Here is a 21,241-nt window from a genome sequence, read left to right as displayed (position 1 = left end):
GCCAGAAGATTATAAAAAAGTGGCTGAATACGTTTGTAAAGATAAATTAAATCTTTCTCCTTCAGATGAGTTTCTTAACAATATAACAGCTATGGCGAAGGAATATTGTGATACAAGAACGGATAAGCCTAGTTTATCGGATATGAAAGAAATAGACAATCTTATAATCGACTGGGTGCTGGATGTTTATCGGAATTTTCATGTAAATTTATTGGAATATGCCCAAAACGTATCATACAGTTTTTATGATAGATATATCCAAATGGAATATGACGGTTCTACAGAAACACATTACAGTATTAACAAATATGATTATCGGTATCAAAACAATCCTTTTAATATAAACGATATATACGAAAGAAATAAGCACAGAGAGTTTGTTTTTGATCATAAAGGTGAACTCGAAATGCTGATTATGTATTATTGGCTATTTGAGGATGTTAAAGATCCAGATTATTGGTCAGAGTATGTTACTTTATGCATAGCTAATGAGAGAGTAAATCTAGCGAGTCAAAAAAGAATTTTGAAGCCTGTATCTGTTTCAGGGCTGGACTATCCAAGCGAAATTACAACTAATATAAAATTTATTGACACGGCTAACGGCATATTAAAAGAAAACCCTGGAGCAAATTATATCCTCTGTATAACATATGACAAGATGAATGATGATGCTATGTGGAAAAATAAAGATGCTTTGGATATTATGATATCTAATTTGCATGTAAGTTTTAAAGCATTTGGAGCACCGGAATTATTGGAATTTATATCTCCATACAGTACACCAGGTTATAATGAGGAAGCTTTTTTTAATAAGTATCAGTTATTCGAAAAAAGCATGCGCAGATACAATAAAATGAAAATTGCCATCATAAATGGATATACAAAATCCAATAAAGGTAAAAGTTATTTATATTCTACTGTAGAAGATATTGTTCGGCTGAGAAATACATGCAAAGAAATGAAGCTACAGTTAAAGCTAGCCGTGGACTTGACAGACCGCAGTGGAAAAAATTCACTAAAATCAAATATAGAAGATATGGTAAACACACTTGCAACCATGAGAAATTTTATTGTGGGACTTCATATAAATGATATCAGTTCATGGGGAAGAAATAGCCATATATATGAAAATGATAAAAGGCATGAATATATAAATACTATGGATTACCCGTCATTATCAATGTTTATGGCAGGCCTATCGAGTGTACTTCAAGACAGTAGATCAAGATACTTTATACCAAATTATGTTAAGAACTCAGATGCATTGGAAATTCTGATAGATACACTCTATCGTGGAGGATGTTATTTTGAAAGTGAGGTAATTAACCTTGAAGAAGAACGGAATTGATAAAGTCAATATTGAAAATGACTATGACTACGAAAAATGGTGTAAGCATCTAAATGTTCATTTGATAGGGAATTATTATAATTCTATGATTGATGAGCACAATAAAGAAATTGAAAAACGCCGTTTACATGAAAAAGAAAAATATAAAGATTATATGTCATTTCAACTACAATACAAATTAAAATATTCAAGATTTCAAGGAAATATACCAGTACTTAATATTGAAGTTTCTGAAAAGCAGAGAACGAGAACTTATACTTTTATGGATTATTTTATAGAAGCTATACAAGCGATTGGTGGCTCAATACGGGTGGAAAATCATAATAATGACAATACTGTAATTAACTTTCCATATTGTACTCTTGAATGTTCGTTGTTAGAAACAAAGTGCAGGTATAAGGATATGAAACCAGCAGGTGTGAAAACAATGAAGCCATCATATGATTTTGTGGATTCGGGAGAGTTGGAATTTAGAATATATTCTATTAATAAAAGTAAAGAGAAACTTCACGAGTTAATTTATAAAGAAGATACTATCTCATTGAAAGACCAGATTAAAGATATTTTTATTGACTTGCGAGCCGTATTAATTGAAATCAGCAATAAAAATAGAGAAGCAAAACGGTTAGAAGATGAAGCATATGAAGAAAGCAATAGGGAGTGGGAGCTGCAGCGACAAAGGGAAGAGGAAGAAGCCGAACAAAAGAAGTTACTGGAATTACGAATAAAGCATCAGGAAGTGGTTCAGAAACATTTAGAAAAATGGGAACACATTAATGAGGTAGAATCATATTTAGCAGATATCAGACTCAATGCAGCAAAGCAACCAGATGATGTAAAATTAATAATGAAACAATATTGTGATTATGTTGAGGTGTTGTTTGATAAAAAGGCTTTTATTGCAGATATTATTGAATTTACAAAAGACAATTTCTGATATTAGCTAAGGCAAGGATAATAGTAGGATTTAGGATACAAATATCTTTGATTGCTATATAGTATTTTTACTAGGTGGATAAAATGAAAAGTGACTTAATGAAAGTTTTTGGGTATTATGATGTTCAAGAATTTGATCCATTTCTAATGCTAGATGTTTTTGATTCAACTAATCCAGATGACTATACCAAAGGATTTCCATGGCATCCTCATAGAGGAATCGAAACCGTTACATATTTGATTAAAGGCGATATTGAGCATGGAGATAGCCTTGGAAACAAAGGAAGTATCTTAGATGCAGATGGTCAATGGATGACGGCTGGAAGTGGAATTATACATCAGGAATTACCTAAGAAAAGTGATCGTATGCTTGGCGCTCAGCTTTGGCTGAATCTACCGGCTCAATACAAAATGGTTGACCTCCAATATGGAGATATTCTAAAAAAGGATGTTCCAATTGTCGAAGGTGATGGTAGTTTGGTTCATATTATTTCTGGAAGCTACAAGGGAATCTCTGGCGCGTTCCAAGGTGAGTATGTAAAATCAACCTATTTGGATGTCGAATTGGAAGCAGGAGCCGAGTGGACTATGGACACAGATAAGGCGTCTACATTGTTTGTTTATATTTTCCAGGGTGAAGGAAGCTTTGGTCAGGAAACTGATGATTTTGTATCGGAAAAGCATGCAATACTGTTTAATGAAGGTGATACCTTAAAGGTGAACGAATCAGACAATGGAATGAGATTTATACTCCTAATGGGAAAACCGTTGGGGGAACCAATCGCATGGGGTGGACCAATTGTAATGAATACCAAGGAAGAATTAGAGTTGGCTTTTGCAGAGATTGATAGCGATATTTTTATTAAGCACGAAAGAAAGTAGTAATGATATTGGATACAATAATTCACAAGCAAGAAAAATTAAAAAAAGAGATAATCAAGATTAGTCAAGCCTAAAACTTGTCTGCTCTTATTTCTTGCCAGAAAGTAGGTTGAAAAATTAAGTTTATTCTATTTTACAATAAGCCAAATCGATTAGTTACAAAAAGGTGCCTATATAACAAAAATGTGCCTACTTTTATTTTTGGTGCTGTATGAGTATAATAAAAGTACAATTAAATTAAAAGGAGAATATCAATATGACCAAGAATATATTTTGGATATTTGAAATTACAATTAAAGAAGGACAAGTAGATAACCTCAAAAAATTAATGACAGAAATGGTCGAGGCGACAAAAGAAAATGAGCAATGTACAATGGCTTATGAATGGACAATAAGTGAGGATAATAAAAAATGCCATACTCACGAATGTTATGTAGACTCAGAAGCAACATTAACACATTTAGCAACGTTTACAAGTCAGTATGCAGCAAGATTAATGGAAACTGGTGATGCAACAAGCTTTGTTGTTTATGGAAATCCCAATGTTGAAGTGAAAAAAATATTAGATGGATTTGGTGCTGTCTATATGACACCAATAGGCGGATTTATTCGTTAATTATAAGTATTATAATTATTTGTTTTAGTAATATTATCAAAAAAGAAGAAATTCTACTAAATAGAATTTCTTCTTTTTTTGATAATGTGAATCTATTTGATAGTTTGTTTGTATTCATTTCCCCAACTAATCATAGCATCAAACATTGGACTTAATGATTTTCCTACTTCACTTAATGAGTATTCAACTCTTGGAGGAATTTCAGCATAAGCCATGCGTGTAACAAGACCATCATTTTCCAGGGAACGAAGATTATCGGTTAAGACCTTTTGGCTTATCCCTGGAATTCCTGTCTTTAGTTCTCCAAATCTGAAAGTGCCAGAAAGTAAATTCCTGATTATTAATAATTTCCATTTATTTCCTATTAAAGCTACTGCCGTAGCGACTGGACATTCTGGTAATTCGTCTTTCGTTAACATATAAAAACCTCCTTAAAAGTCCTTTAAAATCATTAGTTACTAAAAGGTGCCTATATAATAAAAAGGTGCCTACTTACAAAAAGTGTGCCATGCTGATACTATAATATAGAAAGAGAAAAAATGCAAATTATTCTTAAAAAATTAAGTCTATATTGATTTATCATTTGAATCTTTCAATAAAAAATATCAGGAGGTATAAACACATGGCACTTTCAAATTTAGCAGAATTCAATGCAACAGGTACAGGATGTGGAGCTGGGGACAAACCAGAGGAAAAGCCATCATCATGTGGTTCATCATGTGGAGCTGGTGACAAACCAGTTGAAGCACCAGAAGAAAAACCAAGCGCATGTGGCTCAGCATGTGGAGCATCTGATAAGTAAGAATATCGGACTCTACCGAAGTTACATATATATGTGACTTAAGATGTTCCCAGTAGGCTAGCCTTCTGGGAACGTTTTTAACTAATTAGCTGAATAATAAGTTTCACAAAGAAAGAAGGAAAAAAGATGAAACCATATTTTGCATTCCAGTGGCACATAACCGATTATTGTGACCAGAGATGTAAACATTGCTATATATTTTCAGAAGGGAATTGTACGGAATTACTTTCTATGTCATTGGAGAACATGAAAAAGGTGATTAAAAACTGCGAGGATATGTGTGAGCAGCTTGGCAGACAACCATATTTTTATATTACAGGGGGAGATCCAATTCTTCATCCTGATTTTTGGAAACTTCTAGAGATCATAAAAGAAAAGAAAATCCCATTTTCATTGATGGGTAACCCATTCCATTTAACGGATGAAATCTGTAAGAAGTTGAAAGCCTATGGTTGCGAAAAATATCAGATGTCCATTGATGGCATGCGAGAGACTCATGATTATTTTAGAAAGCCAGGATCTTTTGACTGTACCATAGAAAAAATCAAATGCATTCGTGATGCAGGAATTAAATGTGCTATCATGTCTACAGTATCTGGAACCAATATAAATGAGATGGAAGATGTAGTAGATATTGTTGTTGCAAACAAGGTGGATATATTTGCATTTGGAAGATATTGTCCAACCAGTGAAGAAAAAGATACTGGAATAGCACCGCTAGAGTATCGAAAATTTCTTGATAAACTATGGAAGAAGTACGAGAAATACAAAGCAGAGGGTACCAATACATATTTTAATCTAAAAGATCATTTATGGACACTTTATTTGTATGAAGAAGGAATATTTAAGATTCCGGATTACGCTAAAGAAGATATGATATATGAGGGGTGCCATTGCGCAGGCTGTCATATGACAATCCTTCCCAATGGTTATGTATATGCTTGTCGTAGATTTGAAAGTAATGTGGGAAATGTATTTGAAGAAAGATTGAAAGATATTTTTGTGTTTAAGGAAGAAAAATATAGAGATTTTGATAAGTTTGAAAAATGTTCTAAATGTGAATTGAAAGGATTCTGTCGAGGATGCCCAGCTGTAACTTATGGAACAAATGGAAACTTCTATGGCGCTGATCCACAGTGTTGGAAAGAGGTATCCAACTGAGAATATGATATCCTATAACTTTTATAGTGAGGAATGATAAGATGAGAAATGAACTAGAAGAAAGAATTATGAGTGCAAGAAAAATATTAGACGAAGCACAAATTGTTATAATAGGTGCAGGCGCAGGCTTATCGACGGCGGCAGGTCTTGATTTTGGTGGAGAACGATTTGAGAAACTCATGCCCGAGTATGGAAAGAGATATGGATACGATAATATGTATGCAGGAGATTTTTATCCATATGAAACGCTGGAAGAATATTGGGCATTTGAGTCAAAAGTAATTCTATTAAATCGCTATGAATTAGAGGCACTACCATTATATAAAAAAATATACAATATTGTCAAAAATCGAAATTTTTTTGTGATGACAACAAATGTAGAGCGCCAGTTTGTAAAATCAGGCTTTCATGAAATGCAAGTGTTTGCAACACAGGGAGATTACAGCTTTTTTCAATGTTCAAAAGGATGTCATAAAAAATTATATTACAATGAAGATAAGATACGTGAAATGGTAGATGAGACAAAGGACTGTAAAATACCGACAGATTTGATACCAAAATGCCCAATTTGCGAGGAACAGATGAAAATCAACCTAAGAGCTGATCAATATTTTATTGAGGATCAAGCATGGGATGAAAGCAGTAAACGCTATAACGAATATGTGTCTGATGTAGGTTTGAAAAAGGTAGTATATTTTGAATTTGGAGTGGGATACAACACCCCAGGTATTATTAGGTATCCTTTTGAACAAATGACATACCGTAATCCCAATGCTCATCTAATCCGCTTTAATAAAGATTATCCAGATGGTGCAAAAGAAAATGTAAATAAGACAATTAGCTTTACAGAGGATATATCTATTATCTTAGAAAAAATATATCCGGAGCGTTGACCTTTCTAGAAATTTCATGCATTTATATATGAAGTTATAAATGCATTTAATGGCAGCTATTACAAAAAGAGAGCAGGGATTAAAATGAACGAAACCATAAAATGTATATTAGAGCGTCATTCGATTAGAAAATATGCAGATAAACAGGTGCCGGAGGAATTGTTGCAACAGATTTTAAATGCTGGGTTGTATGCACCTTGTGCAGGTGGGAGACAATCATCATTTATGGTAGTTTGTCAGGATGATACAATCAATAGAGCACTTGGTAAAGTGAAAAGTGCTGCATTTAAGGGAAGGTATTCTACCGCAGACAGATACATATCAAAAGAACAGCCAAGTATTGCAGATGATCCAAATATTTATGATGCATTCTACGGTGCACCAACGGTAGTAACAATTTTTTCACCAAAGGATTTTTTGTTTGGAGGACAGGATGCAGCATGTATGGCTGAAAATATATTGATTGCGGCACATTCGTTAGGCATTGCTTCTTGTTTTATTGGCAGTGCATGGGAAGCATTTGGATGTGAAACTGGACAGGAGCTTTTGGGAAAATGGGACATACCTAAAAATTATCATGCCGATGTACAGGTGTTGTTAGGCTACGCAAAGGATGGTAAAATAATAACAGGGAAGGCCCGAAAAGAGAACAGAATTATAAGAGTATAAAGATAAGAATATAAAGATAAGACCATAAAGATAAGTGCATAAGGATAGATAAGTGAGGTAAACATGATAATAAATACAGGCTGTAGAACCGATATCCCAGCATATTTTAGTGATTGGTTTTATAATAGAATAAAGGACGGATATGTGTTGACAAGAAATCCATATTATGAGGAACAGGTAATGAAATACCGTTTAACACCAGATGTTGTTGATTGCCTTTCTTTTTGCACCAAGAATCCGGAACCGATGCTTGACAGTCTGAATGAAATCGATGCTTTCAGGCAGTTCTGGTTTGTAACAATTACGCCATATGGTAAAGAAATCGAACCTAATGTTCCGGAGAAAGAAAAGGTAATGGAAAGTTTTAAACAGTTATCAAAGAAAGTAGGAGTAAATGCAATCGGTTGGCGTTATGACCCTATCTTTATTACCGACAAATATTCTGTGGAATATCATATAAATGAATTTGAGAAAATGGCAGAGATTCTGAGTGGATATACAGACAATTGTGTTATTAGCTTTATTGATTTATATGCTAAGACAAAACGTAATTTTTCAGGGGTGAAGGAAGTAAGAAAAAACAGAAAGAATCACCTTAGGAAAATCATTTGTAAGCATTGGGAAAAAATATGGAATAACCATTCGAACCTGCTGTGAAGGTGAAGCTTTAAAAGAATATGGAGTGGATGTAACTGGTTGTATGACACAATCGATTATTGAACGTGCTATCGGATGTAGCTTAGATGTTCCAAAGAATAAAAAATCTCCCAGAGAGGCCTGCAATTGTCTCTTGGGAAATGATATAGGTGCATATAATACCTGTGGTCATGGCTGTATTTATTGTTATGCAAATTATAATCAGGAAACAGTAAGACAGAATATGCAGCAACATAAATCTACTTCTCCATTTTTGATTGGAAATGGAAAGGAAGGGGATAAAATAAGAGAGGCAAGTCAGGATAGCTATAGGAATGGGCAAATCACTTTATTTTAGAAAGATGGTACTAATATGACACAGGATGAAAAACTAGATTATTTGATTGATTTCTTTAAGAAAGATTCCATCGAGTATAAGGATATGGAAGTTACAAAAGGTAATAGAAGAATGGTACTTCGGTCTCTGATGAATGTTCGTATACCTAAATCGATACCCAATAATGTACTAAAAATTCATGATGATTATTTACAAGAAGAGGCCAGGGAAAAAGGAATTGTGGAACTCGATGAGATACCAACAGTAAGAGAATCATTTCAAAGTAAAAGTGAGTACGCGGATAAAATATCAATTTGGCAAGGTGATATTACAAGACTGGAAGTAGACGCAATTGTAAATGCGGCAAATTCTCAGATGTTAGGATGTTTTGTACCTTGCCATAAATGTATTGATAATGCAATTCATTCATCGGCAGGTATCGAACTTCGAGAAGAATGCAATCATTATATGAAGAAGATTGGAAAATATAAAAGTTATGAAGAGCCTACGGGAAGTGCTATAATTACATCTGCTTACAACCTTCCTTGCAAGCATGTGATTCATACAGTGGGACCTATAGTTGGATATAAACTTACGAATGATTTGCGAAATGATTTAAGATCTTGCTATGAATCCTGTTTGAAGATTGCATCAGAAAATGGGGTGAGAAGTATTGCTTTTTGTTGCATATCTACAGGGGAATTCAATTTCCCCAATGATGAGGCAGCAAAAATCGCTGTTGAAACAGTAATTACATTTCTGCGAGAAGAAGCCGGTAAAATAGATAGAGTTATATTCAATGTATTTAAGGATTTAGATAAAGAAATATATGAGTTGAATCTACATTAGAAGATAAGAATAAGCTTCTCTATTAGTGTATCCGTACGGTACAATAATAGGGAAGTTTTTAACTTATAGTTTATTTTCAGTAATTGTTTCTGTAAAATCTTTTGAAATAAAATGAATATAACCGTCTTATTTCTTACGTTGGACGTTCCATTACCTACTATAGTTATTCAAAGAAAATATTAACACCAAAATAGAGAATATTAGTACATTCTTTATTTTGAGAATTTTTTTAGAAAAAAGCGGGACACTAACCCCTGATTTTCGGCTTATAAGTATAGGGATAAAATTTCCCCTGCTGAAATCCGAAAATCAGAATCAAGGTTCTGGTGATTAAGCTTTGGCACCTGTACCTTGACAACTTCATATCGAGTGTAAGAAACAAAAATCAAACACACTTAGTTGAAACCAGAGCTGCAGAATGAGCTTTGGGAGTAAACGTGATTCATCTGTAGATTTGCTGTGATGTACCTGCTGGTCAACCAGTTCAAGCAAGGTATCGTAATAGAAGAAGCAAAAGGTAAAGAGCGAACCAGATGGATGTAATGTTATTGATACGCATTGCAAAGCTTTGATGGATAATGAAACAACTGCTTAAATAAGCAGCCGGGTGGCACCGGAGCATAGCATGTCGTGTAAGAGTGATATGTGTTGCTGTGATGGAAATCATCAATCCTAACTTACATGTTTCCCGGTCTATGGCAGAAGTGTTTGCGATAGATGATGCACGGGGTAGAGCAAATTAAAAAAGTGTGGCTAGACCAATAGTAATACTGGACAGCCACACTTGCATATATATTATTATTAGAAGCGTTAGAGCAAAGATCTACCGTTAACTCATTAGACGAAAGAAATGTCTTATTTTATTCTTTCGATATTTCATAGATGAGTTTAATTTTATCAATTCACCAGAGACCACAGAAATACTGCACTTTTTAGTGAGTTGATAACAAAATCGAAATAAATACGAAGATTTTTTTTAGTCTTTCCTTGACACAAGCAGAAAAATGCAAGGCATATTTGATTAATGGGGCTAGGAAACTGCCGGGGTTTAGTGAGTGGCCGAATCCGCAGATGGGGTGGGGGGCACTTTGTGTGAAGGATAGTATACCAGGGTGATTATGTTTACAACAGTTTCTTAAATTTTACCCCTATACTTATAAGTCGAAAATCAGGGGGTAGTGTCCCGCATTTTTGAAGATTTTATAAAAAGTTTACAATTTGAATTATCTAAGAGTGTACTCACAAATAGAAAAATAGGTGTATTTACATATTAAAATTCAATAAAATACTTTAAAATATAGTCAAATGACACAAAAGAGGTACTCACAATTAAAGGGCTTTTATTTGTTGCAATTACGGTATATACTATTCAAAAAAAACGAGGAGGATTTTTATGAGAAGTGAATACGGTTATTGCAAATATTGAGCGTATTATTAAATTTTCTAATAGGAAAATATGATTTTCAGTATTGGAAAGTTGGACGGGAATTAAGCCAAAAAAATTCTGTAAATAAGTTTGGTTATGATTTTGTCGGAAATGTTACCATAGGTATGAAAAAGAAGTGCATTGAAGATAAAATATATAATCGACGTGGTCTATATAGAATGATTCAGTTTTATGAGGCATATTCTGATTGGGATATGTATGGAAAACATTTGACGGAAATAAATTGGTCAAGCCATATATTATTACTTGATAGAAGCTTCTGGCTAGAGTTATGTATGAATAAGAAATATAGTGTTCGCAAAATAAAAGAAAAGATTGAAAAATGGAAAGATGGAATTCTTTTCAGGCTTGAGCTGGTAGATATAAATGATGTGTATATCAATGAGTTATTACCAATATATGAGCGAACCTGCTCATTTATGGAGCAGGTAAAAAATCCATATTGTTATAAAATGGGAAATGTTGCTGTAAAAGCAGATTATACTGAGGATGATACTACATTTATAGAATTATTTGGACGGATGATTGCCAGACTTATTGAACTGGAAACAGGGTTAAGTACAAAATAGCATTTGAAATGACTATGATGTATCTATTGCTTATCATTATAATTCTAATTTGACATGTAATATGTTTGATTTTTATATAAAAGATTTGTCTAAGAAGGTAAAAGCGCTGTTCATAGCAGACAGTAGAAGGGTGAATTTATTAGTTCGTATGCTATATTTGTATATATGAAAGCTCCCTCAGATAATCATCAATTGATTATTGATGAAGAGATTGCTCCAATTATCTAACTGATATTTAAGTATGCAATAGACGGTTTAAATGGTTCTGATATAGTACTCATACGGAATTAACTAGAAAATTTTATGTCAGCGCAATATAGTAATCCTAATAGAAAAAAGTATATAATTGATGATATTTAGAAGATAGAATTGAAGTGCAGCGGAAGTACCAGATGAAAATTGAGGATATGTTGGTGAAGTTGTTGGAGCGGGTGGCATAGCGTGAATGGAGACGTGGAAATATTTCACCATTTTGTAGAATTATGTCGAATTAAAATAAAACCACTTTATTAAGTGATTAAATCCTTGATATTTACAATAAATTACGTTATATTATTTTTAGGGAATATAATAAATCAAAGAGCAAATTCACAGAAATGTGAGGGTACAAATGGAAAATAAGGGAAAAATGCGAGCAGGGGAAAAGATAATACAATAATATATGAGTGATTAACCTTAAGATAGTCAGCCTGCAAAAAATAGTAAAATATTTTCTGGGGCTTTTTTTATATTAAAAGGGTGAATTTAAGGAGGGGAATATGAAAGTTGGGATATGTGACGATGAGGCAGAACAAAGAAAAAATCTTATTGAAATGTGTAAAAGATGTAGTCAGGAAAATGATATAGATATTGAAATAGTGGAATTTATGTCTGGGCAGGAAGTTATTGATTATTGTGGGGAAATAATAACACTTTTATTATTGGATATTGAGATGAATGATTTAGATGGAATACAGGTGATGAAATCAATTGAAAAAACAAATATGGTATGGAAAATAGTATTCGTTTCAAGCCATACAGAAGAAGTTTGGTCTACTTTTGGATTAAGGACTTTGGATTTTGGGAAAAAGCCAGTTAGTTATGAACTTATCAAGAGATGGATAAACGTTGCATTATGTGAACTTGATGAAGATATAATAATAAAATTTGCTAGAGAAAATAGTGAAACTTGCCTACCAATAAGTAATATAATATATTTAAAAGCAGATGGGAATTATGTAAGAGTATATACAAAAAGTGACGATTTTCTGGTAAGTAGAAATTTAAAGTATTGGCAGGAAAAGTTACCTAATAATCATTTGGTTAGAATTCATAAATCGTACTTAGTAAATTTTGAATTTATAGATAAGATTAAAGAAAAAGTTTACTTAAAATATTGTCAAATAAAATTACCAATTGGGAGAAGTTATAATAAGGAGTTGCAGGGAAAATATAATAATTACATCATGAAGAAAATTAGAGGACGATTATGAAAAATATGATTATATTTGCAATAATATCAACTATTTTAGAATTTATAAAATATCTAATTGCATATGCTGTAATATTTGATTTTAAAATAAGAAAAACTAAGAAGTTATTTATTATTCCACTTTCTGTAGTATGTATTATTCAAGTAATAGTGGTTTATAAGATAGATTCAACATGGGTTAGCACATTATTACTAATTATGGGATTGTATATTCCCATAATATGCATCGAAGGTATTTGGTGGGAAAAAATATTAGCGTATATAATAATCGTTCCTGGCGTATCAATAGTAGATATGCTTGGATTCTCGGGTATTATAGCAATAGTAGGAAGTGAGATGGATAAGGCAATAGGAGATAATATAATGAAATTAATTGGTAATTCTCTTAGCCTTATAGTATTGATAATTCTAATATTTATAAAAAAATTGGATACTAATAAAAGAAGAGAAGTTTTGAAACTGACTTTTCAGCAATATATTGTAATAATATGTGGAATTATAGGTTGTTTGCTGATACTAGCGGGAGCACAATGGATATTGATCGGAGGGGAGATATCTGAAAATGGTAAAAACATTTGGTTCATTGCAATAGCATTTGCAAGTTGTTGTTTTATGATATTAAGCATATGGCAAATAGTTACATTAAGTAAAGCCGAAAACTATAAGGATAAAAATCTGCACTATGAAGAGTATATTAGGCTTCAAGAGAATTATATTAAAGCGATAATTGATAACGATAAAATGATAAGAAACTTTAAACATGACATAAATGCACATTTGACGGTTATAAATGAATATTGCTTGGACATAAAGGATGAACGGTTGATAAATTATTTAAATGCAATCAAAGAAAATTCGGGACTGAATTCAATAAAAAAATATACAGGAAATATAGTTATTGATGCAGTCTTAGGAGAAATTATTAAATCAGCTGAAGATGATAAAATTAGCATTGAGTGGAGAGGAAAAATTCCTAATGAAATAGGAGTAGAAGCATATGACTTATGCACGGTGATTTCAAATATTATACGTAATGCTGTGGAAGCTAGCGAGAAACTGGATAATGATTCAGATAAAGTGATTAAGGCTGAATCATATGTATATCAGAATAAAATATATTTCAAAGTTGAAAATAATCTATTTGGACAGATAGCAATTAATGATGGTAATAGAATTAAAACAACTAAAGAAGATAAAAAGAATCATGGGTTTGGTAATGATAATGTTAGACGTGTTGTTGACAAATATAATGGAAGCATAAAATATAGCTGCAAAGAAAATGTTTTCAAAACAGGGGTTTTAATATAGAAGTTTATTAATAGTATAAATATATTTTATGAATTCCATTATATAACCTGACACAATTTTAGATTTATTTGAAGGAGGATTTAGTAATGTATTAATACTATAGTTCTGGAACGGAAAAGTATTAGCTATTGAATGGTCTACATATTTTAAATGCAATTTCATGTTCATTATTTATATATTGAATCTTAATCAGAAAATAAATATGAATGATACGTTCGATATTATTTTCTAATACCTGTGATTTAGCGAATTAATTATATATTGTGAAGACTAATAAATTACTAGGCTAGGTGCTGGTAAAAATTTGATAACAGAGATGCATTTGGGAGCCGATATAATGGAAGAAAACTGCTCATTAAATAATTATATTAAATACCAAAGTATTGCTGATGCATTTTAAATTGGCTTCATTTGGTTTGATTAAAAAAATCACAATGTTAGTAATATTTTGTTTCATTAAGTTCAGTACAGTAACTTTAAATTGTCCAGTAACAGCAATATATATAATAATGTAATTTATACAAAAAATATGTCGTTCATTAACTGCTGCTTGTCTTATCCTATTTTTAATATTAATATATTGATATAGATTAATCTAATTATTTATTTGTAAGGGGGACGAAATGGCTACTTTATTTGTGGATTGGTATGAGATATGGAAAAAAATTTGGGGCTAATGATAATTTATGCAAGTTATCTGCGAACCTAAGTTTATCGGTGGATATTAATTAGTATGTTCTAAATTAATACGATGTAAATACATATTATATAAAATTTAGAATGGTGGCCACCAATTATGTTAGTTTTGTAAAAATATAGGTGTATTTATAGTTGAATTTGAAATGCTTAAATTCAATTCGGCATCAATATGTTTTATAACTCTGTAAAGATATGATTTGCCTCATCTAATTATATAAGAACAGCTATTGTGTTCGAATTGTACAAACCTACTGGGACAGAGAATCCAATATTACAACGAAGGTATAGTTTAGCGTTTTCATAGTACGATTGGTATTCACCTAGTAAAGACTGAATTAAATTAATTACACATATTGAACAATAAGCTGCGTCATTTCCTAACTGGATTTTTAGCAAGACACCGTTTAGTCCATTATAGCAAACAAGAGAATGATAGCCATTTGAAGGATAATGAAAGTTAAAGCCTTAAACGCTTTGTTTACCGTAAGTTACAAACAAAGTTGAATGGAGATCAAAAATCATTATTTCATGATTGCAAATTAAATAAATATTCTGATATAAAGCTTTGTTATTAATCTCTAACTGAGCAATATTATCTTCGTCCATATATTGGTTTTGAACTTTTGTTTGATTAGCTTCTCAAAACCTGTTTTGTGGGAGCATTCTTTTACAGGGAAGTATCTTGTGTCGGAGGATAATTCTCCTCCGTTGAAATTTAGTTTAATCTTTTTATTGCAATTAAAGTTCTGTTCTACTAAACTATACATATAGGTTTATCCTGCTTTTAATCGTACTTAAATTTCAACAAAGTTGAAGCCTTTTTCTATACAATTTTGAAATAATTAATTCACTTAGAACTGAATTGCAATATAAGATGAAAATACAGTAACCATGTGGTGCTAAGCACCATTTAATGAATTCTGATGAATAATTCAGGTATAATATTGAGGGGGAATAATGTTATGAGAAAAGCTTTAAAAAAGGGATCTATTGTTTTACTTACGATGCTGCTTACAGTGAATTGTGTGTTAGTCACTTATGCTAGCGAACCAGATGCGACATCAATAACTTACGAGGAAGCTGGAAAAATTTTTCTTGAGAACGGATATACAAAGGATGTATTCAGTACATTTACAAAAGAGCATGCGATCGAATTAGCAACATATTTGATAAATGACCCGGATAAAGTCACTATTAAATCAACGACAGAAACTTTTGATGAATTGGAGGGAATAGCAGTAATTGCAAATTCTACAGAAGATGAATTAGTTGAAAAGTATGTTATTGAGCCCAACAAGGCAAAAGAGATGAAAGAACAGATACAAGCGATTAGTAGTATGAGTGAAGAAGAAATCATTGAAGAATATGGTGCCACAGAGGCCGAAGCAGTTATCTTAAAAGAGGTAGCTACAGGAGAGGATAATTATAAGAAATCTAAAGACATTGAACAAGATAATAAATTGCAATTGGATAGTGTGATTTCTAGTTCACAATTGACATTTACTCAAGCTTTGGCAGATGTGTCTGATGACTCTTCTGCAGAGTATGTTGTAATTGTTTCATGGGATTTCACACAAACATATTACCCATACGATTTTACTGATGCTATTGCAATTGCTTGGGGAGGAACCTTGGTAAGAGACACCGCTGGGTCATTCTTTAAAGATGTATATTATAACAAAATGAATGGAGTTATAGGTTTGTTTTCATGGGGGGATCAAACTAGCACTGGAACGCCATATATATCATCTCAAGGGCAAAATTTTGCTGTTCTCTCATTTCCAACTCAAGGGCCAGCTTTCTTATCAACTTCAAAAGCTAAAAGTGGTTCTATTGCATTTAGAATTAAAAACTCAACAAGAACAGGTGATTATGTGACTGTTCAGTCTCAGTATTGTCATAAGGTTTTAGGATTTGGAAGCGTTTCTGTATCACCTGGATCATCACCTAGAATTGGTATTGAGGGAGCATACAATGTGAGTGATTTAGCAAATACAACAACTACAATAATAGAATAGTATGAAAAAATATAATAAAGTAGTATTAACATTAGGAATGCTATCATTTTTAATTTTAATTATTATAGGTGTTTATATATACAAAAAACCAAAAATTAGTAACGATCAATGGTGGATTTCGGCTATTAATAGCGATTCTATTTGGAGGATAACGGAGGGAGATGAGTCAGTACTAATTGGAATTATTGATAGTGGAATAAAAATAGATAGTGAATATTTGGATGACTCAATTTACGTTAATAAGGGTGAAGTGCCAAATAATAATATTGATGATGATAATAATGGTTACATAGATGACTGTAATGGTTGGAATTTTTATGATGGAGATAATGAGGTATATAAAACTTATTCAGCTGATTATCATGGGACTATGATATCAGGTATTATTTCTAGTAATCATATAAATAACTTCACATATGGGATAGCGCCTAATGTAACAATTGTTCCACTAAAATGTTTCCAAGGTAATAGTGGAGATGTTGATGATGTTGCTGATGCGATTAAATATGGTTATAGTTTAGGTGTTCGAATATTTAATTGTAGCTGGTCCACTTCTACATATTCAGAAGTGTTATATGATACAATTTCACATTTTGATGATGCGGTTTTTATCTGCGCTTACTCAAATCTTGATGGATCCAAATCAAATATTTACCCAGCTACATTTGATTTAGAGAATGTAATATCAGTTGGTGGATTTAACAAAGATGGAAGCATATATGATGATCAAAGCGAAAATAGTTACATTGATATATATGCTCCTGCATCTGAAATAGAGTGTTTATTACCTAGTGATGTTTTTTTAAGTTCAGAAGGAACATCATTGGCAACAGCTTTTGTGACTGGTGGGGTGGCTCTATATTATAGTATGAATTATGATGTTGATATTGAAGCGTTGAAGCGTCATATAACAGATGCTTCTGGTATATTAGATTTAACCGAAATTGGCGGAAGTAATTAATCAATTTATTTGAGGAGGAACAATATTATGATATTATTTTTTTTGGAATGTATTTATATAATAGGAATAGCAATATTCTCTTTTATGTATCATAATAATATGCGTAGAATGACATATGTACTCGATGCAGTTGCTATTATCTTATTTTTGATGGGTATAATACTGCCAATTAGTTTAATGCTGATGACAACAGCCTCAGCATTGATTAGTTCTGTAGTATTAATATTGATATTAATGGAACATAAGGTTAATAAGAAAGTATAGCATGCAATATTTTTTATAAAGGATAGGCAACAAATAAACAGCTCCTAACGTTGATTTTTAAATTAAATGTTAGGGGCTGTCGTTATATATGAAGGGATTGTTAAAAGTTGACGTGTATTGAAGTAAAAACGGATAAGCCTAAGTGAAACTTCACGAGTTAATTTATAAAGAAGATACAATCTCATTGAAAGACCAGATTATAGATATTTTTATTGACTTGCGGGCCGTATTAATTGAAATCAGCAATAAAAATAGAGAAGCAAAACGTTTAGAAGATGAAGCATATGAAGAAAGCAATAGGAAGTGGGAGCTGCAACGACAAAGGGAAGAGGAAGAAGCCGAACAGAAGAAGTTACAGGATTTACGAATAAAGCATCAGGAAGCGATTCAGAAACATTTAGAAAAATGGGAACACATTAATGAGGTAGAATCATATTTAGTAGATATCAGACTCAATGCAGCAAAGCAACCAGATAATGTAAAATTAATAATGAAACAATATTGTGATTATGTTGAGATGTTGTTTGATAAAAAGGCTTTTATTGCAGATATTATTGAATTTACAAAAGACAATTTCTGATATTAGTTAAGGTAAGGATAGTATAAGATTGCCTTTTTACATTACAGGTGGAGGCGGTTTACCATCATTAAATGTTATATATGACATTCCTGAATTCTCTAATTGGAATAGTGGGTTTCAATGATTCGGTAATATAAAAGTTAATGATTTATTTTAATTCTATCCTTTGGTATGTGTTCGCGGATACAGGAGTGGATTGTCTTATACAAAAAGGGAAATAGAAAGTATATGCAAGGAAAAAGGGATTCAATTAAAAAAAATGTGATTAAATAAGGAAGAGTTAATCTACTTCTTTATTTTTTTTGAAATATTTGCATAAAAAGCGGGACACTACCCCCTGATTTTCGGCTTATAAGTATAGGGATAAATTCCCCTGCTGAAAACCGAAAATCAGAATCAAGGTTCTGGTGATTAAGTTTTAGCACCTGAACCTTGACAACTTCATATCGAGTGTAAGAAACAAAAATCAAACACACTTAGTTGAAACCAGTGCTGCAGAATTAGCTTTGGGAGTAAACGTGATTCATCTGTAGATTTGCCGTGATGTACCTGCTGGTCAACCAGTTCAAGCAAAGTATCGTAATAGAAGAAGCAAAAGGTAAAGAGCGAACCAGATGGATGTAATGTTATTGATACGCATTGCAAAGCTTTGATGGATAATGAAACAACTGCTTAAACAAGCAGCCGGGTGGCACCGGAGCATAGCATATCATTGAACCGCAAGCGGTTCATTCGTAAGAGTGATATGTGTTGCTGTGATGGAAATCATCAATCCTAACTTACATGTTTCCCGGTCTATGGCAGAAGTATTTGTGATAGATGATGCACGGGGTAGAGTAAATTAAAAAAGTGTGGCCAGTCCATAGTAATACTGGACATCCACACTTGCATATATATTATTAGAAGCATTAGAACAAAGATCTACCGTTAACTCATTAGACGAAAGAAATGTCTTATTTTATTAGACTTATAATTCAACCAGATGAGTTAAAATTTATCAATTCACCAGAGACCGCAGAAACACTGCACTTTCTGGTGAGTTGATAACGCAAACGCAATAAATATACAAATTTTTTTTAGTCTTTCCTTGACACAAGCAGAGAAAGTGAAGGCATATTTGATTAATGGGGCTAAGAAACTGCCTGGGTTTACGGAGTGGCCTAATCCGCAGATGGGGTGGGGAGCGCTTTGTGTGAAGGATAGTATACCGGGGTGATTATGTTTATTGCAGTTTCTTAAATTTTTACCCCTATACTTATAAGCCGAAAATCAGGGGGGAGTGTCCCGCATTTTGTGAAGATTTTATAAAAAGTTTATAATTTGAATTATCTAAAAGTGTACTCACAATTGACACAGAAGATGTACTCACAATTAATGGACTTTTATTTGTTGCAATTTCTGTATTACTATTCATAAAAAATCAGTAGCATTTTTATGAGAACAGTGAATACGGTAATTGCAAATATTGAATGTATTATTAGATTTTCAAATAAGAAACAGGGAAATATGATTTATCAGTATTGGAAAGTTGGACGAGAAATAAGTCGCAAAAATTTAGTAAATAAGTTCGGTTCTGATTTTATCGAAAATATTACAATTGGTATGAAAAAGAAGGGCATTGAAGATAAAGTATATAATTGACGTGGTTTATATAGAATGATTCAGTTTTATGAGGCAAATCCTCACTAAGAGAAAAAATAAACAAAGAGACAACTTTACTTGCCGAGATTGTGGCTTATCTACTAAACCTTTAACACATACAAATCTTCATTTGCAATCCGGACTAGGGAAAGATTTATTAATTAGACTGGAAATAAAGAGATAATATTATAGTAGGTAGGATTGGATTCTATACTATTAAATAAAAATTGTGAATATCTTGGATTGTTAGAAGTAACACAGGATATTAAGCCAATACAGCAAATAACAGTGGAAAAACATTAGGTATCTGAATAGCTTAATTGCAAAGCTATCATTATGTTGATATAATATATTAAAATATAATTTTAATACGGAGATAAAATGAAGCAATTGGAAGAAAGCTATCTAAAAGATTATGATCATATTCCACTTTTTTATGGAATTAACAATAAGGATTTACTCTCAATGATGAAGTGTCTTGGAAGCTATATTAAAACCTATAAAAAAGGTGAATTTATTATTTTGACAGACCAAACGATAAGGTGCATAGGAGTGATTCTTGAAGGCTCTGTAAAGATGATTAAAGAAGATTTATGGGGAAACAAGACAATATTGGCAGTAATGGAAAAGGGAGAGCTATTTGGAGAAACATTTGCTTGTGGAGATATATCAGTAGCAACGGTGGCATTTGTAGCTGGGAAAGACGTAAAGATATTGTATTTAAAATTCCCTTGCTTATTGCACACATGTTTTATGTCCTGTGAATATCACAATATACTCATTGGAAATATGGTTAGGCTAATTGCAAATAAAAATTTACAGCTGATGGAAAAGCTAGAAATTACGACAAAAAAAACGATACGTGAAAAGATTAGTACCTATTTATCTATTCAGGCACAACATCATAATAGCGAGCACTTTACGGTGGCAATGGGAAGAGTTGAGCTTGCAGAATACCTTTGTACAGATAGAAGTTCACTTACGAGAGAATTGAATCGGATAAAATCAGAAGGTTGTATAGAATTCAACAAAAATACATTTAAAATATTAAAAGTTATTATATAAATATAAAACTGAACCATATATGTTGTGTCTAGACATTAATGGTTTTTTTTTATGCTTATTAAGGAGAATATATGTTAAATTATTAATAG

Annotated in this window: 21 protein-coding genes and 1 pseudogene; 20 read left to right on the top strand and 2 right to left on the bottom strand. The window is 32.2% G+C overall.

Annotated elements, in window-relative coordinates:
- From BMY18_RS18480 to BMY18_RS18465, 4 genes are all read left to right on the top strand, one after another.
- Nucleotides 1-1,348: hypothetical protein (locus BMY18_RS18480; RefSeq protein ID WP_092457322.1), on the top strand; the 1,348-nt coding region annotated here is incomplete at its 5' end.
- The gene (locus BMY18_RS18475; protein WP_092457319.1) at nt 1,329-2,285 is read left to right on the top strand and encodes a hypothetical protein; all 957 of its coding nucleotides are present in this window, start codon (nt 1,329-1,331) and stop codon (nt 2,283-2,285) included. The genes BMY18_RS18480 and BMY18_RS18475, both read left to right, overlap by 20 nt.
- Before the next feature lie 83 nt (nt 2,286-2,368).
- Nucleotides 2,369-3,166, top strand: coding sequence for a pirin family protein (locus BMY18_RS18470; protein WP_092457316.1), 798 nt, complete (start codon nt 2,369-2,371; stop codon nt 3,164-3,166).
- A 256-nt stretch (nt 3,167-3,422) separates the two neighbouring features.
- The gene (locus BMY18_RS18465; RefSeq protein WP_092457314.1) at nt 3,423-3,782 is read left to right on the top strand and encodes a putative quinol monooxygenase; all 360 of its coding nucleotides are present in this window, start codon (nt 3,423-3,425) and stop codon (nt 3,780-3,782) included.
- Nucleotides 3,783-3,874: 92 nt separating this feature from the next.
- Here the strand turns inward: BMY18_RS18465 and BMY18_RS18460 are convergent, their stop codons facing one another.
- Nucleotides 3,875-4,201, bottom strand: coding sequence for a winged helix-turn-helix transcriptional regulator (locus tag BMY18_RS18460; RefSeq protein ID WP_092457311.1), 327 nt, complete (start codon nt 4,199-4,201; stop codon nt 3,875-3,877).
- A gap of 203 nt (nt 4,202-4,404) precedes the next feature.
- On the opposite strand from BMY18_RS18460, the gene acgA reads away from it, so the two are divergent.
- From acgA to BMY18_RS18415, 10 genes are all read left to right on the top strand, one after another.
- A complete protein-coding gene (acgA, locus tag BMY18_RS18455; RefSeq protein WP_092457308.1) occupies nt 4,405-4,584 on the top strand; it encodes an ACGX-repeat peptide in 180 nt (59 codons plus the stop codon).
- 126 nt (nt 4,585-4,710) lie between these two features.
- The gene (acgM, locus tag BMY18_RS18450; RefSeq protein WP_092457306.1) at nt 4,711-5,745 is read left to right on the top strand and encodes a radical SAM/SPASM domain protein, ACGX system; all 1,035 of its coding nucleotides are present in this window, start codon (nt 4,711-4,713) and stop codon (nt 5,743-5,745) included.
- Nucleotides 5,746-5,786: 41 nt separating this feature from the next.
- Nucleotides 5,787-6,638, top strand: coding sequence for an SIR2 family NAD-dependent protein deacylase (locus BMY18_RS18445; RefSeq protein WP_092457303.1), 852 nt, complete (start codon nt 5,787-5,789; stop codon nt 6,636-6,638).
- Nucleotides 6,639-6,722: 84 nt separating this feature from the next.
- Entirely contained in the window at nt 6,723-7,307 is a 585-nt protein-coding gene (locus BMY18_RS18440; RefSeq protein WP_092457300.1) for a nitroreductase family protein, read from the top strand.
- A 63-nt stretch (nt 7,308-7,370) separates the two neighbouring features.
- The gene (locus tag BMY18_RS21665) at nt 7,371-7,964 is read left to right on the top strand and encodes a DUF1848 family protein (protein WP_330386015.1); all 594 of its coding nucleotides are present in this window, start codon (nt 7,371-7,373) and stop codon (nt 7,962-7,964) included.
- On the top strand, nt 7,897-8,301 hold the full coding sequence (locus BMY18_RS21660) for a DUF1848 family protein (protein WP_330386016.1): 405 nt from the start codon (nt 7,897-7,899) through the stop codon (nt 8,299-8,301). Before BMY18_RS21665 ends, BMY18_RS21660 begins: the two co-directional genes overlap by 68 nt.
- A 15-nt stretch (nt 8,302-8,316) precedes the next feature.
- Nucleotides 8,317-9,129, top strand: coding sequence for a protein-ADP-ribose hydrolase (locus tag BMY18_RS18430; RefSeq protein WP_092457297.1), 813 nt, complete (start codon nt 8,317-8,319; stop codon nt 9,127-9,129).
- 1,422 nt (nt 9,130-10,551) lie between these two features.
- On the top strand, nt 10,552-11,145 hold the full coding sequence (locus tag BMY18_RS18425; RefSeq protein WP_170841493.1) for a DUF6870 family protein: 594 nt from the start codon (nt 10,552-10,554) through the stop codon (nt 11,143-11,145).
- Between the two features lie 758 nt (nt 11,146-11,903).
- Complete coding sequence (locus BMY18_RS18420; protein ID WP_092457294.1) at nt 11,904-12,617, top strand: LytR/AlgR family response regulator transcription factor; 714 nt, start codon at nt 11,904-11,906, stop codon at nt 12,615-12,617.
- The gene (locus BMY18_RS18415) at nt 12,614-13,924 is read left to right on the top strand and encodes a sensor histidine kinase (protein WP_092457291.1); all 1,311 of its coding nucleotides are present in this window, start codon (nt 12,614-12,616) and stop codon (nt 13,922-13,924) included. The genes BMY18_RS18420 and BMY18_RS18415 overlap by 4 nt, the downstream gene beginning before the upstream one ends.
- 909 nt (nt 13,925-14,833) lie before the next feature.
- On the opposite strand, the pseudogene BMY18_RS21830 reads toward BMY18_RS18415, so the two are convergent.
- A pseudogene (locus tag BMY18_RS21830) lies at nt 14,834-15,073 on the bottom strand (hypothetical protein); the annotation flags it as partial.
- 512 nt (nt 15,074-15,585) lie between these two features.
- On the opposite strand from BMY18_RS21830, the gene BMY18_RS18410 reads away from it, so the two are divergent.
- The 6 genes from BMY18_RS18410 to BMY18_RS18385 all read left to right on the top strand — a co-directional run bounded on the left by BMY18_RS18410 (nt 15,586) and on the right by BMY18_RS18385 (nt 21,152).
- Nucleotides 15,586-16,641, top strand: coding sequence for a hypothetical protein (locus BMY18_RS18410; RefSeq protein WP_092457286.1), 1,056 nt, complete (start codon nt 15,586-15,588; stop codon nt 16,639-16,641).
- 1 nt (nt 16,642) lies between these two features.
- A complete protein-coding gene (locus BMY18_RS18405) occupies nt 16,643-17,602 on the top strand; it encodes a S8 family serine peptidase (protein ID WP_092457283.1) in 960 nt (319 codons plus the stop codon).
- A 27-nt stretch (nt 17,603-17,629) separates the two neighbouring features.
- Nucleotides 17,630-17,866, top strand: coding sequence for a hypothetical protein (locus BMY18_RS18400; protein ID WP_092457280.1), 237 nt, complete (start codon nt 17,630-17,632; stop codon nt 17,864-17,866).
- A gap of 142 nt (nt 17,867-18,008) precedes the next feature.
- Nucleotides 18,009-18,446, top strand: coding sequence for a hypothetical protein (locus BMY18_RS18395; RefSeq protein WP_092457277.1), 438 nt, complete (start codon nt 18,009-18,011; stop codon nt 18,444-18,446).
- A gap of 1,434 nt (nt 18,447-19,880) precedes the next feature.
- On the top strand, nt 19,881-20,087 hold the full coding sequence (locus tag BMY18_RS18390; protein WP_092457274.1) for a hypothetical protein: 207 nt from the start codon (nt 19,881-19,883) through the stop codon (nt 20,085-20,087).
- Nucleotides 20,088-20,468: 381 nt separating this feature from the next.
- The gene (locus BMY18_RS18385) at nt 20,469-21,152 is read left to right on the top strand and encodes a Crp/Fnr family transcriptional regulator (protein ID WP_092457271.1); all 684 of its coding nucleotides are present in this window, start codon (nt 20,469-20,471) and stop codon (nt 21,150-21,152) included.
- The last annotated feature ends 89 nt before the right edge of the window (nt 21,153-21,241 follow it).

The organism is [Clostridium] fimetarium (assembly GCF_900111235.1).
Lineage (GTDB): Bacteria > Bacillota > Clostridia > Lachnospirales > Lachnospiraceae > Clostridium_N > Clostridium_N fimetarium.
Note: the sequence above shows the minus strand (reverse complement) of the source record. Positions and strands in the feature narration are given on the sequence as shown.

Excerpts from the sequence above, each read along its gene's own strand:
- BMY18_RS18420 (WP_092457294.1), top strand. The coding sequence starts at position 11,904 with ATGAAAGTTGGGATATGTGACGATGAGGCAGAACAAAGAAAAAATCTT.
- BMY18_RS18440 (WP_092457300.1), top strand. The coding sequence starts at position 6,723 with ATGAACGAAACCATAAAATGTATATTAGAGCGTCATTCGATTAGAAAA.
- BMY18_RS18400 (WP_092457280.1), top strand. The coding sequence starts at position 17,630 with ATGATATTATTTTTTTTGGAATGTATTTATATAATAGGAATAGCAATA.
- BMY18_RS18385 (WP_092457271.1), top strand. The coding sequence starts at position 20,469 with ATGAAGCAATTGGAAGAAAGCTATCTAAAAGATTATGATCATATTCCA.
- BMY18_RS18470 (WP_092457316.1), top strand. The coding sequence starts at position 2,369 with ATGAAAAGTGACTTAATGAAAGTTTTTGGGTATTATGATGTTCAAGAA.
- BMY18_RS18430 (WP_092457297.1), top strand. The coding sequence starts at position 8,317 with ATGACACAGGATGAAAAACTAGATTATTTGATTGATTTCTTTAAGAAA.
- BMY18_RS18445 (WP_092457303.1), top strand. The coding sequence starts at position 5,787 with ATGAGAAATGAACTAGAAGAAAGAATTATGAGTGCAAGAAAAATATTA.
- acgM (WP_092457306.1), top strand. The coding sequence starts at position 4,711 with ATGAAACCATATTTTGCATTCCAGTGGCACATAACCGATTATTGTGAC.
- BMY18_RS18415 (WP_092457291.1), top strand. The coding sequence starts at position 12,614 with ATGAAAAATATGATTATATTTGCAATAATATCAACTATTTTAGAATTT.
- BMY18_RS18410 (WP_092457286.1), top strand. The coding sequence starts at position 15,586 with ATGAGAAAAGCTTTAAAAAAGGGATCTATTGTTTTACTTACGATGCTG.
- BMY18_RS18465 (WP_092457314.1), top strand. The coding sequence starts at position 3,423 with ATGACCAAGAATATATTTTGGATATTTGAAATTACAATTAAAGAAGGA.
- BMY18_RS18460 (WP_092457311.1), bottom strand. The coding sequence starts at position 4,201 with ATGTTAACGAAAGACGAATTACCAGAATGTCCAGTCGCTACGGCAGTA.
- BMY18_RS18390 (WP_092457274.1), top strand. The coding sequence starts at position 19,881 with ATGAGAACAGTGAATACGGTAATTGCAAATATTGAATGTATTATTAGA.
- BMY18_RS18405 (WP_092457283.1), top strand. The coding sequence starts at position 16,643 with ATGAAAAAATATAATAAAGTAGTATTAACATTAGGAATGCTATCATTT.
- acgA (WP_092457308.1), top strand. The coding sequence starts at position 4,405 with ATGGCACTTTCAAATTTAGCAGAATTCAATGCAACAGGTACAGGATGT.
- BMY18_RS21665 (WP_330386015.1), top strand. The coding sequence starts at position 7,371 with ATGATAATAAATACAGGCTGTAGAACCGATATCCCAGCATATTTTAGT.